A 15,530-nucleotide genomic window follows, 5' to 3' on the forward strand; every position below is an offset into this window, starting at 1 on the left:
CTCGATCGATTACCATCAACCAAGTCGTGCTCAGCGCGGTTGCGAGCCCTCGCTCCGCCGAGAGGACTTCGTGGCCGCTCCCGGGATCGGGGACGAGGCATCGTCGCGTGCCCTCGGAAGGAGGGGCGCACGGCGCCGGTCGAGGCCCTCCTTCATGCACCCACCGCATGGCGGTACCGACGAGGCGCTCGAAGACCGTTGCTGCGCCCCAGAGGCGCCCCGTGGCGCGGGTGGGGCTTCTGCCCCCGGGCGGCCCTCCGGTGAGGGCTGGACCGCACGGGGTCTTGAACGCGCGCGGGGATGGAAAGAGGGGACGCCAACGGGCCGGGCTGTGCTAGATAAGGGGGCATGCGATGCTCCCTTCCCATCTCGTCCCGCCGGCGCATCCTGTGCGTCTTTCCGGCCTACACGCCGTCCTTCGGGACCTTCTCCCACGCCTACCCACTGATGGGCGGCGTGAAGGCGTTCATGCCGCCCCAAGGGCTCCTGGTGATCGCGGCCTACATGCCCGAGTCCTGGGAGTGCCGCTTCATCGACGAGAACATCCGACCCGCCTCGGGCAAGGACTTCGCCTGGGCCGACGCGGTGTTCGTCTCGGGCATGCACATCCAGGAGGGCCAGATCCACGACATCGGCCGGCGGGCGCACGAAGCCGGCAAGGTCGCGGTGCTCGGCGGCCCCTCCGTCTCGGGCGCGCCGGAGAAGTACCCGGATTTCGACTACCTGCATGTCGGCGAGATCGGCGACGCCACCGACCGTCTGATCGAGATCCTCGACCGCGACCTGTCGCGCCCCGCCGCCCAGGTCGTGCTCGACACCAAGGACCGGCTGGCGCTCGCCGACTTCCCGGCCCCGGCCTACGAGGCGGCGCCGCTCAAGCGCTACCTGATCGGCTCGCTGCAATTCTCATCGGGTTGCCCCTATCGCTGCGAGTTCTGCGACATCCCGCAACTCTACGGACGCCAGCCGCGGCTGAAGACCCCAGAGCAGATGTGCGCCGAGCTCGACGCGATCGTCAGCCAGCCGGGCCACCCGGCGGTGGTGTACTTCGTCGACGACAACTTCATCGGTAACCGCAAGGCGACCCGCGAGATGCTGCCCCACCTCGTGGAGTGGCAGAAGAAGAACAACTACCCGCTCCAGTTCGCCTGCGAGGCGACCCTGAACATGGCCAAGCAGCCCGAGATCCTCGAGCTGATGCGGCAGGCCAACTTCATGACGGTGTTCGTCGGGATCGAGACGCCGGAGGCCGACGCGCTCAAGGGCATCGACAAGACCCACAACGCCGCCGTGCCGATGTACGAGGCGATCGAGACGCTGAATTCCTACGGGCTGGAGGTGACGTCGGGCATCATCCTCGGCCTCGACACGGATTCCGACAAGTCCGAGCAGAACCTGATCGACTTCATCGACAAGTCCGCGATCCCGGTGCTGACGATCAACCTGCTCCAGGCGCTGCCCAAGACGCCGCTCTGGGACCGGCTGGAGCGCGAGGGCCGGCTCCTCCACGATGCCAGCCTCGAATCGAACGTGCTGTTCAAGCGCCCGCACGACACGGTGGTGAGTTCCTGGCGCCGGGCCATCGCCCACGCCTACGAGCCCGAGCATCTGTTCGAGCGCTTCAAGCACCAGTGCGACGTGACCTACGGCAACCGCATCGTCACGCCGACCGCGGGCAAGCTCACCAAGACCAACCTGCGCCGCGGCCTGATCCTCGGCTTCAACATCATCACGCGGGTCGGGCTGTTCTCCGACTATCGCCGGCCGTTCTGGCGGGCGGCGGGCCACGCCCTGAAGCGCGGGCAGATCGAGGCGGTCTTCAACATGGGCTTCGTCGCCCATCACCTGATCCGCTTCACCCGCGAGGCCCTGCGGGGCGAGCACAACGCTTCCTTCTACGCCGCCAAGGCGGCGGAGGCCGAGGCGCAGCGCCAGCGCAGCTGGTGGGAGAACGCCCGCCGCCGCCTCGTGCCGGAGCGGGAAGCGGCCTGATCGAGTCTCGTCGGCGGGGGAGGCGGGGCGCCCTCTCCGCCCCTCTCGCCCTCGGGCCCGCTCTCAGGCGCAGGCCCGGGTCGGCGGCTCATCGTGGAACAGCGCCCTGAGCCGCGCCCGCTCCCCGTCGGAGGCGCCCGTCACGGGCGCGGGCCGGGCGAACAGGTAGCCCTGCATCTGGTCGCAGCCCAGCTCGCGCAGGACGGCGAGCTGCTCGGGCGTCTCCACGCCCTCGACCGTGACCTGAAGACCGAGATTGTGCCCGAGCGTGGCGATCGCGCGCACGATCGTCAGCGAATCCGCGTGCTGCCCGAGCCGGCGCACGAAGGACTGATCGACCTTGAGTTTGTCGAACTTGAACTGCTGCAGGTAGCTCAGGGACGCGTAGCCCGTGCCGAAATCGTCGAGCGCGAGACGCACGCCGAGGATGCGCAGGGCGGTGAGCACCTCCACCGCCAGGGCCGCATCCTGGATGAACACGCTCTCGGTGATCTCCAGCACCAGCCGCCCCGGTTCGAGCCCGTGGCGGGCCAGCGTCGCCGCCACGCCGGCCGCGAAACCCGGCTGCCGGAACTGCTTGGGCGAGACGTTGACCGAGACCCGCAGGGGCCGGGCCCAGCCGGCGGCTGCGGCGCAGGCCGTGTCGAGAACCCAGGCCCCGATGCGCCCGATCTGGTCGGTCTGCTCGGCCAGCGGGATGAAGTCCGCCGGCATCACGCAGCCGCGCTCCGGATGGTGCCAGCGGATCAGCGCTTCGAAGGTCTCGATCTCGCCGGTGCGGCCGTTGACGATCGGCTGGTAGTAGAGCTGCAGCTCGTCGCGCAGGATGGCCCCGCTCAGCTCGTGCTCGATCCGGCGTCGGGCCTGGAGCTGCTCGTCCATCGCCGCCTCGAAGAAGCGCACCGCCCCGCGCCCCTCGTCCTTGACCCGGTAGAGCGCGGTATCGGCGGCCCGCATCAGGCTTTCGGCCGTGCTGCCGTCGTTGGGGTAGAGGGCGACGCCCGCCGAGGCGCCGATGCAGACGCGCTGGGCCTCGATCTGGAAGGGGCGGGCCAGCGCCGCGATCATCCGCTCCGCGGTCTCCGCGACCTGCTCCGGCGTGCGGGCATGGACCAGCACGACCACGAACTCGTCGCCGCCGATCCGGGCCAGCGTGTCGGTCGGACGCAGCTCGGCCAGCATCCGCTTGGCCGCCTGCACCAGCAGCGCGTCGCCCGCGGCGTGGCCGTAGACGTCGTTGACGGGCTTGAAGTGGTCGAGGTCGAGATAGACGAGCGCCAGGCCCGTCCCGTTCTCCGCCGCCGCCTCCAGGGCCTGGCCCAGGCGCTCTTCCAGCAGGGTGCGGTTGGGCAGGTCGGTCAGCGCGTCGTGCAGGGCGAGGTGGCGGATGCGCGCCTCGTCCCGGCGGCGACGGCTGAGGTCGCGCAGGGCCACCGCCGTGGCGGGACGACCGAGATATTCGATCGAGCGGCAGGAGAGTTCGACCGGGATGAGCGTGCCGGCGCTGCTGCGGATCTCGAACTCCTCCGGGCCCAGTTCCTCGGAGCGGCAGCGGTTGCGCCGGAGCAGGGCCGGCCGGTCGGCCTCGGCGAACAGGGAGACCAGCGGCTGACCGATGACCGCCTCCGCCGAGGCTTCCAGAAGGCGCAGACCCGCTTGGTTGATCTCCAGGATCCGGCCCTCGCGATGGATGAGCAGGCCCTCGTAGGCGAGGTTGCCGAGCAGGCGCATGCGGCTCAGCTCGTCCAGGCGGCGCTGCATCAGGTGCCGCTGCATCACCAGGGCGCCGAGACCGGCGGCGAGGACGGCGAGGCTGACGAACCCGACGGCGAGCCCGAGCTGGGTCGAGCCGAGGACGTGGGCGCCCGCCTCCGGCCCGATGGGCGCGACGGTGAGGCCCGCCATGCCGGTGAAGTGCAGGCCGCAGACCGCCAGGGCCAGCCACAGGGTGACTTCGAGGCGCCGCGCGAGCCCGGTGAGGTCGCCGGCCCGGGCGAGCGCGAGCACCGCCAGGGCGGCGCAAAGGCCGAGCGAGGCCGTGACATGGGCCGGATCGAAAGCGAGCAGGCTGCCCGCCGCCATCGCGCCGACGCCCGTATAGTGCATTCCGGCAATGCCCGCCCCCAGCACCATGCCGGCGGCCGCGATCCCGAGGGGGTTCCGGCCCGCCCGGTGGCGGATCAGCAAGGCGGTCCAGGCTCCCGCGACGGCGATCCCGATCGAGGCGACGGTCGGGGCGAGACCGTAGGCGGCCTCCGCCCCGGGATGGAAGGCGAGCATCGCGACGAAGTGGAGCGACCACACGCTGCAGCCGAACACGGTGGCGGCCGCGGCCGCCCACGGGAAGAAAGTCCGGCGCTCGGTCCCCGCCGCCTCGGCCATCAGGGTCGCGGTCGAGAAGCAGCCGAGCAGGCAGATGCCGGCCGAGATCGCGACGAGCCCGAGATCGTGCTGCCGGGTGATACAGTCGACGATGGTGAACATGGTGGATTAAGGATCCCGAAACCGGACGTATCCTCAGTCATGCCGGCTTAATTCAGCGTTTCTGCATCGCTTTCGATCCACACAACTTACGCGACCGCAAGATAAAGCCTGCAAAGATAGATCGGTGAATCCATCTTTTGATATCGAAATTCGGTCCCTTTCTCCGATGAGCGCAAGACGTTCGTAAGCGTATTCGCCAAAAGCCCCCCAGAACGCCCGCTCGCGCTGCCGCGTTGACGGCAGGGCGGCGTCCGGCCTACAGGCACCCCATCATGACGGGCCCCCGCCTCCTCTCCGGATCGTATCGCACGCCGCTCCCATAAGCGGCGCCGTGCTTGTCATGCCTTGTGCCGCTGCGTCGTCGGCGGCTCGAGGAGGATCGTGGAACATCCCGCAACGGACCGCCGGCCTCGCCTGAATCCGAGGTCACACCGTGTCTGCTTCGCCCCTCCCCTGCCCCCGCCCGCGGGTCGGAATCGTCGGCTTCGGCGCCTTCGGCCGCCTGATCGCCGAACACTTGGCACCGCATGCCGACCTGACCGTCTACGATCCGCAGCAACCCGTGCGACCGCCCCCTTGCGTGGTCGTGGCCGATCTCCCGGAGGTGGCGGCCTGCCCCGTCGTGATCCTCGCCGCGCCGGTGGCGCGTCTGGCCGAGGTGGTCGGCGCGCTCGAACCCCATTTGCGGCCGGGCACGCTGGTGGTCGATGTCGGCTCGGTGAAGCTGCGGCCCGCCGAGATCCTGCGCGAGAGCTTGCCGGACCATGTCGCGATCCTCGCGACCCATCCCCTGTTCGGCCCCCAGAGCGCGCGAGAGGGCATCCGCGGCCTCAAGATCGCGGTCTGCCCGATCCGTGGCCGGTCGGGTCGGCGGGTCGCCGCCTTCCTGCGACGGGGGCTCGGCCTCGATGTCATCCTGACGACGCCCGAGGCGCATGACCGGGCGATGGCCTCGGTCCAGGGGCTGACCCACCTCATCGCCAAGGTGCTGGTGGCGATGGAGCCGCTGCCGACACGCATGACCACGCGCAGCTTCGACCTGCTGATGCAGGCGGTCGGCATGGTGCGCCACGACGCGCCGGAGGTGTTCCACGCCATCGAGCGCGAGAACCCCTACGCCGTCCCGGTGCGGCGCCGCTTCTTCGCGCTGGCCGATCAGCTCGACGCGGAGCTGGCGGCACGCGGCGAACGGGTGGATCGGCCCTCCCCCGTCCTCGCTCCCGTCGGCCACCGGGCAGCAAGCCCGGCAGCCTAGGAGAGGCGGCGATCGCGCCGAGCGGCGCGGTCGCCGCCCCGCCGGTCCTCAGTACTTGCGCACCAGCGGGGCCGGGGCGACGGCGGCCGGGGCATCCCACTGGTAGCGGAACCCGACCGAGGCGACGTCGGCGCTGGCATCGGCGTAGGCCGCGAGCGGGATACCGCCGATGTCGTAGTTGCGCCCGGGGCCCGTCAGGAGGCGGCTGCGCCCCAGGAAGACGTGCGAGTAGCTCGCCGTCAGGAGCACGTGATCGCTCCAACGGTAGCTGCCGCCGATCGAGACGAGGTAGCGGTCGCTGTCGGGCAGGCGCGCCGTGCGGTTCTGGAAGTCGATCGGCCCGTTGTCGTAGCCGAAGCCGGCCCGGAGGGTGAGGTTCGGCGACCAGTCGTACTCGGCGCCGATCGAGTAGAAGAACGAGTCCTTGAAGTTGAGCGGCAGGTGGTTGACCGGCACGCCGAGCGCCTTCGAGACGATGGCGATGTCGCCGAGCCTCGACCAGTTGTCCCACTCGAAGCCGAGATTGATCCGCGTGACCGGGTTGATCGCCTGGGTCAGGCCGACGCTGATCTTCTCGGGCGTGTTGAGGTTGGCCTTCACCTGCCCCAGGGCGATGGCCTGCCGCGGGTCGGGGAAGCCGATCGAGCCCTCGATGTCGTGATGGACCGAGGAGCGGTAGCCGATGCCGATCACCGTGCCGGCGGCGGGGGTGATCGTGGCGCCCGCGGTGAAGCCGACGCCCCAGGACTCGCCCTTGATGAAGCCCGACGGGTAGAGGCCCGGGAACACGCCGGGCACCGGCACCGCCTGGCGCAGGGTCAGGCGGAAATACTCGATGTTGGGGCCGGCGGCGACGGAGAGCCAGTCGTTGACCTTGAAGCCCACCACCGGGTTGAAGGCGAGCGAGAAGATCCGCGAGGAGCGGGCGTAGGGCGAACCCGCCCAGTCCTGGCGCGGCTTGGTGACGAGGCCGTAGGGGGCGCCGGTCTGAAGCCCGACCCAGAGCCGGTCCGTGAGCTGGTAGGAGGTGGCGCCGGAGGGCAGCACCGCGCCCTGGCCCATCTCGCCGGAGGAGCCGAAGGGCAGGAGCCCCGGCGCCGTGCCGACCGTCGGCGTGATCTCGGCCGAGAGGTTGACGAAGCTCAGGTTCTGCTCGGTGACGAAGCCCGGCCGCATCGTCACGGTCGCGGGGTTCCAGAAGAGCGACGAGACGCCCGCCGCGCCCGAGGCCGAACCGGCGAAGGCGAGGCCGAGGCCCTGCGCACTCTGCTCGCGCAGGCCGAAGGCGCCGGCCTGCGCCGCCGTCGCGGACACCAGCGAAGCCGCCGCGACGGCTCCCGCGAGCCTGAGCGCGCGGATGGTCCCCCCAGACATGTTTCTCTCCGAAGCGTTTCTTGATGAGGCGCTGCCTGGGAAACCCGAGGCGCACCGCCATCGAAGTGGATCGCGCGGGCGCCGTCCAGAGGCTTGGCCGTGACATTTGAATTATATGTATGGCGAGGAATTTTTGCCACGGAACCACGGTGCAGGGGCCAAGCTTAGGCTCGCAGGACCGTGCCTGGAGGGACCCGCTTGCACCGCGCGCGGCGTGCGGCGATGCTCCTCGGGTCCTTCGGGGTGGTTCGGGACAGGCAGGACGGGACGATCCGACGATGAAGCTGATCCGGCACGGCGCGAGCGGCGACGAGAAACCGGGCCTCGTGGACGCGAAGGGCGGTTTGCGCGACCTCTCCGGGACCCTGCGCGACATCGCGGGGGCGGGCCTCTCGCGGGAATCGCTCGACCGGCTCGCGCGGATCGATCCGGAGAGCCTGCCGCTGCTGCCGCCCGGCACCCGCCTCGGCCCCTGCGTCGGCGGCACCCGCAACTTCGTGGCGATCGGCCTGAACTACGCCGACCACGCCGCCGAGACCGGCGCGGCGATCCCCGCCGAACCGATCCTGTTCAACAAGGCGCCCTCCTGCATCGTCGGCCCCAACGACACGGTGATCCTGCCCAAGGGCTCGGCCAAGACCGACTGGGAGGTGGAACTCGCCGTGGTGATCGGCGCCCGCGCCTCCTACGTCCACGCCAACGAGGCCCTGCGCTACGTGGCGGGAGTCTGCATCTGCAACGACCTGTCCGAGCGCGAATTCCAGATGGAGCGCGGCGGCACCTGGACCAAGGGCAAGGGCTGCCCGACCTTCGGCCCGCTCGGTCCCTGGCTCGTGACGCTGGACGAGATCCCGGACCTGAAGAACCTCTCCATGAGCCTCGACCTGAACGGCCGGCGCATGCAGACGGGCTCGACGGCGACGATGATCTTCGACGTGGCCCAGATCGTGGCCTACGTCTCGCACTTCATGATGCTGGAGCCCGGCGACATCATCACCACCGGTACCCCGCCGGGCGTGGGGCTCGGCATGAAGCCGCCGCGCTACCTCAAGAGCGACGACGAGATGGTGCTGCGCATCGACGGTCTCGGCGAGCAGCGCCAGCGGGTCGTGGCCTTCGACGACTGGACCGCCAAGGTCGCCGCGGGCGAGCCCACGAACTGAACGGACGACACGCCCCGACGATGAGCGCCTCTCAGCAGGACCGGCAGCCCCCGGTCGTCTTCCTCGGCGGCGGCCCCGGCTTGCCCGTCACCTACGCCGAGGGTCCGCTGCGGCGAACGGATTTCGCCGCCGATTGGGCCTTCTTCGAGCAGCCCGGCTGCGCTGGTTCGGGCACGTCGCAGCCCGTGACGGCGGACAGCGTCATCGAGTCCGCCGCCGCCTTCGTCGCCGAGCGGGCGGCGCGGGGTCCGGTGACGCTGGTCGCGCATTCCTGGGGCGCCTGGCTCGCCCTCGCCCTGCTCGACCGGATGCCGGACCACATCGCCCGCACCGTGCTGCTCCACCCGGCTCCGCCGACCCGGGCCGGGCTCGACGCGGCCGTGGCGGCCCTGTTCGGCCGGCTCCCGCCCGAGGCGATGGAGCGGGCCGCCCCCCTGATGGCCCGCTCCGATGCGGAGGCCGGCCGGGCGATCATGCAGATCCTGCTGCCGGCCTATTGCGGCCGGGACACCGATCTACCCGACCTCGACCTCGCCCTGGTGCCGCCGGTCTATCACGGCGTCTCGGCGAGCCTCGGCGATTACGACCAGAGCGGGATCATCGCGGCGCATGCGGACCGTCTCACCCTGGTCTTCGGCGATACCGACGCCTTCGCGCCAGACCTCTTCGCGCGCCATTGCGAGACCTTCGAACGGCTCGATCGCGCCAGCCTGCCCGGCGGCCATTTCGGCTTCCTCGAAGACGTCGCCGGCTTCGAAGCGCTCCTGCGCGGGCGGGGTGCGATCTAAGCCCCACCCCCGATGGCGACCTCCTCCCTGCCGCTGCCGGACCGGCCCTCGGTCGCCGTGCTGCCCTTCGCGAACCCGGAGGGTGATTTCGACGCCCAGGCCCTGGCCGACGGCTTGTCCGAGCACGTCACCGACGCGCTCGCCTGCACGCCCGGCCTGTTCGTCAGCGCCCGCAACTCCGCCTTCACCTTCAAGGGCCGCACCGTCCCCCCGGAGGTGGTGGCCGGGCGGCTCGGCGTCGCGCACGTTCTCACGGGCACGCTGTCGCGCATCGGCACGCGGCTGCGCGTCCAGGCCCGGCTGCACCGGGCGGCGGACGAGCGGCCGATCTGGCTGCAGGATCTCGACGAGGACGAGGGGGCCGTCCACGCCCTGCGCGGCCGCATCGTCGCCGGGACGGTGGCAGCGATCGCGCCCGACCTGACGCGCGCCGCCGCGCCCGAGCGGACGGAGCCCCCCCTCGACGCCGGCGTCTACGGGCCGTTCCTCTCGGCCTATTCCAACCACGCCATGCCGAGCCCCGAGAGCGTGGAGTTGCGCATCGCCTCGATCGAGGCCGTGCGCCGCCTCGTGCCCGAGCACCCGCTCCCCTACGCGCTCCTGGCGCAATGCTACACCAACCGTGTCGTCCAGGGCTGGAGCGCCGACGCGGCCGCCGATTGCGCCGAGGGCGCCCGTCTGGCCCGCCTCGCCCTGGAGCGGGACGAGGGCGATCCGGCGGTGCTGATGATGGCCGGCCACACCCTGGCTTTCCTGGCGCAGGACTACGACACCGCACTCGGCCTGCTCGACCGCTCGCTCGCCCTCAACCCCAACGCGGCCGCCGCCTACGAGCGCAGCGGCTGGGTGCGCTGCTACGTCGGCGAGCCGGAGCTGGCGGCCGATCATTTCCACGCGGCCAAGCGGCAGAGCCCGCTCGACCCTAACACCTTCCGCTTCGATTCCGGCCTGGGGCTGGCCCTGTGCATGGCCGGCGCCCACGAGGAGGCCCTGGCCTGGCTCGACCGCTCCATGGCCGAGGATCCGGGCTGGACCAGCACCCACCGCGTCCGCGCCGCGAGCCTCGCCCTGCTGGGCCGGCAAGAGGAGGCGCAGGCGGCCGCCGACCGGTTCATGGACCTGGAGCCGAGCTACCGGGTCGCCCGCGCGATGCGGCTCTACCGGCCCTCCCCGGGAAAGGACCGGTTCGTCGAGGGGATGCGCCGGGCCGGCGTGCCGTTTGACTAGCCAGGCTTGATTTTTCCCCCGCCTTCGCTCTCAAAGAAGCGCATGAGCGATACCGTGGTCTCCCTCGCCGCCTCTCAGGCGCCCGCCGCCATCCGGCACGATATCCGGCACGACTGGACCCTGGCCGAGATCCAGGCGATCCACGACATGCCCTTGCTCGATCTCGTGCATCGGGCGGGCGTCGTGCACCGGGCACACAACGACCCCGCCGACATCCAGCGGGCAGCGCTCCTGTCGATCAAGACCGGCGGCTGTCCCGAGGATTGCGCCTACTGCCCGCAATCGGCCCACCACAAGGGCGCGAACCTTCCCCGCGAGCGGCTGATGCCGGTGGAGGCCGTGCTGAAGGAGGCTGCCGCGGCCAAGGCCAACGGCGCACACCGCTTCTGCATGGGCGCGGCGTGGCGCAAGCCCAAGGACGGGCCGGATTTCGACGCGGTGCTGGAGATGGTGCGCGGCGTGCGCGGGCTCGGCATGGAAGCCTGCGTGACGCTCGGTATGCTGACGCAGAGCCAAGCCCAGCGCCTCGCGGAAGCCGGGCTGACCTCCTACAACCACAACCTCGACACCGGCCCCGAATTCTACGGCGACATCATCTCGACCCGCACCTACGACGACCGGCTCCAGACGCTGGAGCATGTGCGCGAGGCCGGCATCGGCGTCTGCTGCGGCGGCATCGTCGGGATGGGCGAGCGGGTGCGCGACCGGGCCGAGATGCTGCTGGTGCTCGCCAACCACGCGCCGCACCCGGAGAGCGTGCCGATCAACGCGCTGGTGGCCGTCGAGGGCACCCCGCTGGAGGACCGTCCGCCGATCGATCCGCTCGACCTCGTGCGGATGTGCGCCACCGCCCGCATCGTCATGCCCAAGGCCCGCGTGCGCCTCAGCGCCGGCCGCAAGAGCCTGACCCGCGAGGCGCAGATCCTGTGCTTCCTCGCCGGTGCCAACTCGATCTTCTACGGCGAGCGCCTGCTCACCACCGCCAACAACGAGGCGGATGCCGACGCCGAGCTGCTGCGCGACATCGGCGTGCCGGTGCCCGAGGTGACGCTGGCCGCCGCGGAGTAGGGGCACGGCAAGCCGGCCCTCACCTTGACTTGAAACGCCTCCCGTGAATGGTGCCGGCTCATTCTCAAGAGCCCGCCATGCACCGTTACCGTACCCATACCTGCGGGGCGATCCGCCCATCCGATGTCGGGCAGACCGTCCGCCTGTCCGGCTGGTGCCACCGCATCCGCGACCATGGCGGCGTGCTCTTCATCGACCTGCGCGATCATTACGGCCTGACGCAGTGCGTGATCGATTCCGACTCGAAGGCCTTCAAGGCCGCCGAGACCGCGCGCTCCGAGTGGGTGATCCGCATCGACGGCCGCGTGCGCACGCGGCCCGCCGGCACCGAGAATGCCGAGCTGCCGACCGGTAGCGTCGAGGTCTATATCGACGATCTCGAAGTGCTCGGCCCCGCGGGCGAGCTGCCGCTGCCCGTCTTCGGCGACCAGGAATATCCGGAAGAGACCCGGCTCAAGTACCGCTTCCTCGATCTGCGCCGGGAGAAGCTCCACGCCAACATCATGAAGCGCGGCGCGATCGTCGACAGCTTGCGCCGCCGCATGCGCGAGGGCGGCTTCTTCGAATTTCAGACTCCGATCCTCACGGCCTCGAGCCCCGAGGGTGCCCGAGATTATCTGGTGCCTTCCCGCGTGCACCCCGGAAAATTCTACGCGCTGCCGCAGGCCCCGCAGCAATTCAAGCAGCTCACGATGATCGCGGGCTTCGACCGCTACTTCCAGATCGCGCCCTGCTTCCGCGACGAGGACGCGCGGGCGGACCGCAGCCCGGGCGAGTTCTACCAGCTCGACATCGAGATGAGCTTCGTCACGCAGGAGGATGTGTTCCAGGCGGTCGAGCCGGTGCTGCGCGGCGTGTTCGAGGAATTCGCGGGCGGCAAGCGCGTGACGAAGGAATTCCCGCGCATCACCTACGCCGACGCGATGCTCAAATACGGCGTCGACAAGCCGGACCTGCGCAATCCTCTGATCATCGCCGACGTGACGGACGAGTTCGCCGACGACGCCGTCGAGTTCAAGGCGTTCAAGGGCGTCATCAAGTCGGGCGGCGTGGTGCGCGCCATCCCCGCCACCGGTGCCTCCGGCCAGCCGCGCTCGTTCTTCGACCGGCTCAACGACTGGGCCCGTTCGGAAGGCGCGCCGGGGCTCGGCTACATCGTGTTCGAGGAAGAGGGCGGGGCGCTCATCGGCAAGGGACCGATCGCCAAGTTCATCCCCGCCGCCATCCAGGCGCGGATTGCCGAGAAGGCCGGCGCCAAGGCGGGCGACGCGGTGTTCTTCGCCGCCGGCACCGAGGCGAAGGCCGCCGCGCTCGCGGGCAAGGCGCGCATCCGCATCGGCGACGAGCTGAAGCTCTCCGATACGGACCAGTTCGCCTTCTGCTGGGTCGTCGACTTCCCGATGTACGAGTGGAACGAAGAAGACAAGAAAATCGACTTCTCCCACAACCCGTTCTCGATGCCGAACTACGATCGCGACGCATTCCTCGCCCTGGGCGAGGAAGACTCCCAAGAAATCCTCGGGATCAAGGCGTTCCAGTACGACATCGTCTGCAACGGCATCGAGCTGTCCTCGGGCGCGATCCGAAACCACCGCCCCGACGTGATGGAGAAGGCCTTCGCCATCGCCGGCTATGGGCGGGACGTGCTGGAGGAGAAGTTCGGCGGCATGCTGAACGCCCTGCGCCTCGGCGCCCCGCCGCACGGCGGAATCGCGCCGGGTGTCGATCGCATCGTCATGCTGCTGTGCGAGGAGCCGAACATCCGCGAGGTCGTGCTGTTCCCGATGAACCAGCGCGCCGAGGATCTGATGATGGGCGCGCCCGCCGAGGCGACGGCCAAGCAGCTGCGCGAACTGCACATCCGGCTCAACCTGCCCGAGAAGAAGGGGTGATACGGGACCGCGCCGCTCCAACCGCTCCCGCCGTCATCGCGAACGGCAGCGAAGCGATTCAGGGCCGCGACCTTTCCGGAAAGCGCTGCGCCCTGGATCGCTTCGGCTCCGCCTCGCGATGACCGGGCGTGAAAGCCGTAGGGAGGCGACGGAGCGCGCCTGCCCCGGAGACGGGCAAGGCGTCGCTCCGTCTGGCCTGCGGGCAGCCGCATGTCGCTGACCGCCATCGTCGTCAGCCACGACAGCGCGGACGCCCTGCCCGCCTGCCTCACGGCTCTGGCCCGCGAAAACATCCCGGCGATCGTGGTCGACAACGCCAGCCGCGACGGCTCGGTCGCGGTGGCGAAAGCCCAGGGCGCGCGGGTGATCGCGCATCCCCGCAACGAGGGCTACGGACGGGCCAACAACATCGGCGTGCGCGCCGTCGACGGGGCAGGGCATGTCCTCATCCTCAACCCTGATCTCGTGCTGCAACCGGGTGCCGCCGCCGCGCTGCTGGCCGCGGCGCGGGCCTGGCCCGATGCCGGGCTCCTGGCGCCGCGCATCCACGAGCCGGACGGGCGCTTCTTCTACCAGCCGCGCTCGCTGCTGGCGCCCTACCTCACCAATCCGAAGGGCCGGCTCGCCCTGCCCGAGGGCGACGCCTGCGCCCCGTTCCTGTCGGGCGCCTGCCTGATGATCGAGCGGGCGCTCTTCCTCGACCTCGGCGGCTTCGACGAAGAGATCTTCCTGTTCTACGAGGACGACGACCTCTGCCGCCGGGTGGCCGATGCGGGGCGCGCCCTGGTTCACGTCCACGGCGCGGTGGCGCTGCACGGGCGCGGGCGCTCCTCGGCCCCGGCACCGGGCCGGGTGTTTCGCACCCGCTGGCATCAGGCGTGGTCGCGGGCCTACGTCTCGCGGAAGTACGGCCTGCCCGATCCGAGCCCGGGGATGCTTGCCACCAACGCCCCGAAGGCGGCGTTGGCCGCCCTCGCCTTTCGCCGCTCGGGCCTGGAGCGCTACGGCGGCTCGGCGGCCGGCGCGCTCGCCGCCCTGCGGGGGCAAAGCGCGCTGGCCCGCGAAGGACTGGCCCCGTGAGCGGCGCCCTGTCCGGCCCCACGATCGCGGAAGCGCTGGCCCGACCGCACAACGCCTTCTCGGGCCTGCGGCTGGCGCTCGCCCTGATGGTGGTGATCAGCCACGCCTTCAGCGTCGTCTCCGGCAACGCGCTGGACGAGCCGCTGGCCCGCGCCACCGGCTTCTCGCTCGGCGAGCACGCGGTGAACGGCTTCTTCGCCGTCTCCGGCTTCCTCGTGACCATGAGCTACGACCGGCGGGGTTGGCGCGACTATGCCATCGCCCGGACCCTGCGCATCCTGCCCGGGCTGGTGGCCGCGACGCTCGTAGTGAGCCTCGGCCTCGGCGCGGCGCTGACCCGGCTGCCGCCGGCCGAGTACTACGCGTCGCCCGAGCTGTGGCGCTTCGTGCGCGGCACGCTCCTGTCCTTCAAGAGCAACGCGAGCCTGCCCGGCCTCTTCGAGGCCAACCCCTTCCGCAGCCCGCTCGGCACGGTCTGGACCCTGAAATACGAGACGATCTGCTACGCCGGCGTGCTCGCCGTCGGGCTTCTCGGACTCCTGCGTCGGCGCTGGGCGGTGCCGGCGCTCACCGCGGCCCTGGCCCTGTCGCTGGCCGGCCTGGAAGCGGTCCGGCCCGAGATGTCCAAGGGCACCGAGACGGCCCTGCGCCTGCCCCTGATCTTCGCCGTCGGCGCCTGCCTCTACCTCTGGCGCGATGCCGTCCGCCTCACGCCGTGGCCGCTGCTCGCGGTGGCGGCCGCCCTCCTCCTCCAGGGCCACGCGCCCGCCCGGACGCTGCTCTTCCTCGGCGAGAGCTACGCGGCGATCTGGCTCGGCCTCCTACCGGCACTGGCCCGCCCTTCCCTCGATCCGCCCGCCGACCTCTCCTACGGGGTCTATCTCTACGGCTGGCCGATCCAGCAGAGCCTGCACGCGCTCTGGCCCGCGGCCTCCGCCCTGACCCTGCTGGTGCCGGCCCTTCTGCTCGCCGGGCTCGTCGCGGCCGCCTCCTGGTACGCCGTCGAGAAGCCGGCCCTGCGCCTCAAGGCGCGGGCGCTCGGGCGGCGCACGCTGGGCACCATCGAACCCGCCGGCCCCTGAGAGCGAATATGATCCTCTCGCGGTCCCGGCTTGTTCGAAGCACGCGGGGCGTGTCGACGCGCCGCCGTGGTGGGGCGCTCCACGCGCCCTAGCTACGGTGTCAGGCCCCTCAGCCACCGTCGGGC

Annotated in this window: 11 protein-coding genes; 9 read left to right on the top strand and 2 right to left on the bottom strand. The window is 70.7% G+C overall.

All coding sequences use genetic code 11. From position 1 onward, the window contains the following. The first annotated feature begins 348 nt into the window (after nucleotides 1–348). Nucleotides 349–1,992, top strand: a complete 1,644-nt coding sequence (locus BY998_RS10775) for a B12-binding domain-containing radical SAM protein (protein ID WP_110351620.1) — start codon at nucleotides 349–351, stop codon at nucleotides 1,990–1,992. A gap of 63 nt (nucleotides 1,993–2,055) precedes the next feature. On the opposite strand, the gene BY998_RS10780 is transcribed toward BY998_RS10775, so the two are convergent. Continuing rightward, nucleotides 2,056–4,476, bottom strand: coding sequence for an EAL domain-containing protein (locus BY998_RS10780; protein WP_110351621.1), 2,421 nt, complete (start codon nucleotides 4,474–4,476; stop codon nucleotides 2,056–2,058). Nucleotides 4,477–4,909: 433 nt separating this feature from the next. On the opposite strand from BY998_RS10780, the gene BY998_RS10785 reads away from it, so the two are divergent. Then, complete coding sequence (locus tag BY998_RS10785) at nucleotides 4,910–5,731, top strand: prephenate dehydrogenase (RefSeq protein ID WP_110351622.1); 822 nt, start codon at nucleotides 4,910–4,912, stop codon at nucleotides 5,729–5,731. 48 nt (nucleotides 5,732–5,779) lie between these two features. Here BY998_RS10785 and BY998_RS10790 read toward each other — a convergent pair whose 3' ends face one another. Continuing rightward, a complete protein-coding gene (locus BY998_RS10790) occupies nucleotides 5,780–7,105 on the bottom strand; it encodes an outer membrane protein transport protein (RefSeq protein WP_110351623.1) in 1,326 nt (441 codons plus the stop codon). Nucleotides 7,106–7,383: 278 nt separating this feature from the next. Between BY998_RS10790 and BY998_RS10795 the strand changes: the two genes are divergently transcribed. The 7 genes from BY998_RS10795 (at nucleotide 7,384) to BY998_RS10825 (ending at nucleotide 15,405) form a co-directional block, all read left to right on the top strand. Then, nucleotides 7,384–8,268, top strand: coding sequence for a fumarylacetoacetate hydrolase family protein (locus BY998_RS10795; protein WP_110351624.1), 885 nt, complete (start codon nucleotides 7,384–7,386; stop codon nucleotides 8,266–8,268). Nucleotides 8,269–8,288: 20 nt separating this feature from the next. Next, nucleotides 8,289–9,056 carry an alpha/beta hydrolase gene (locus BY998_RS10800; protein ID WP_110351625.1) on the top strand — a complete coding sequence of 256 codons (768 nt, stop codon included), beginning with the start codon at nucleotides 8,289–8,291 and terminating at the stop codon, nucleotides 9,054–9,056. Nucleotides 9,057–9,068: 12 nt separating this feature from the next. Beyond that, nucleotides 9,069–10,283 (top strand): transcriptional regulator, encoded by a 1,215-nt coding sequence (locus BY998_RS10805; protein ID WP_110351626.1) that lies wholly within the window; start codon nucleotides 9,069–9,071, stop codon nucleotides 10,281–10,283. A 42-nt stretch (nucleotides 10,284–10,325) separates the two neighbouring features. Continuing rightward, entirely contained in the window at nucleotides 10,326–11,351 is a 1,026-nt protein-coding gene (gene bioB, locus BY998_RS10810) for a biotin synthase BioB (protein ID WP_110351627.1), read from the top strand. Nucleotides 11,352–11,428: 77 nt separating this feature from the next. Further along, on the top strand, nucleotides 11,429–13,243 hold the full coding sequence (gene aspS / locus BY998_RS10815; protein WP_110351628.1) for an aspartate--tRNA ligase: 1,815 nt from the start codon (nucleotides 11,429–11,431) through the stop codon (nucleotides 13,241–13,243). 210 nt (nucleotides 13,244–13,453) lie between these two features. Beyond that, the gene (locus BY998_RS10820; RefSeq protein ID WP_110351629.1) at nucleotides 13,454–14,323 is read left to right on the top strand and encodes a glycosyltransferase family 2 protein; all 870 of its coding nucleotides are present in this window, start codon (nucleotides 13,454–13,456) and stop codon (nucleotides 14,321–14,323) included. Beyond that, a complete protein-coding gene (locus BY998_RS10825; protein WP_110351630.1) occupies nucleotides 14,320–15,405 on the top strand; it encodes an acyltransferase in 1,086 nt (361 codons plus the stop codon). The genes BY998_RS10820 and BY998_RS10825 overlap by 4 nt, the downstream gene beginning before the upstream one ends. The last annotated feature ends 125 nt before the right edge of the window (nucleotides 15,406–15,530 follow it).

Source organism: Methylobacterium sp. B4 (assembly GCF_003201865.1).
In the GTDB taxonomy this organism is placed as follows: domain Bacteria; phylum Pseudomonadota; class Alphaproteobacteria; order Rhizobiales; family Beijerinckiaceae; genus Methylobacterium.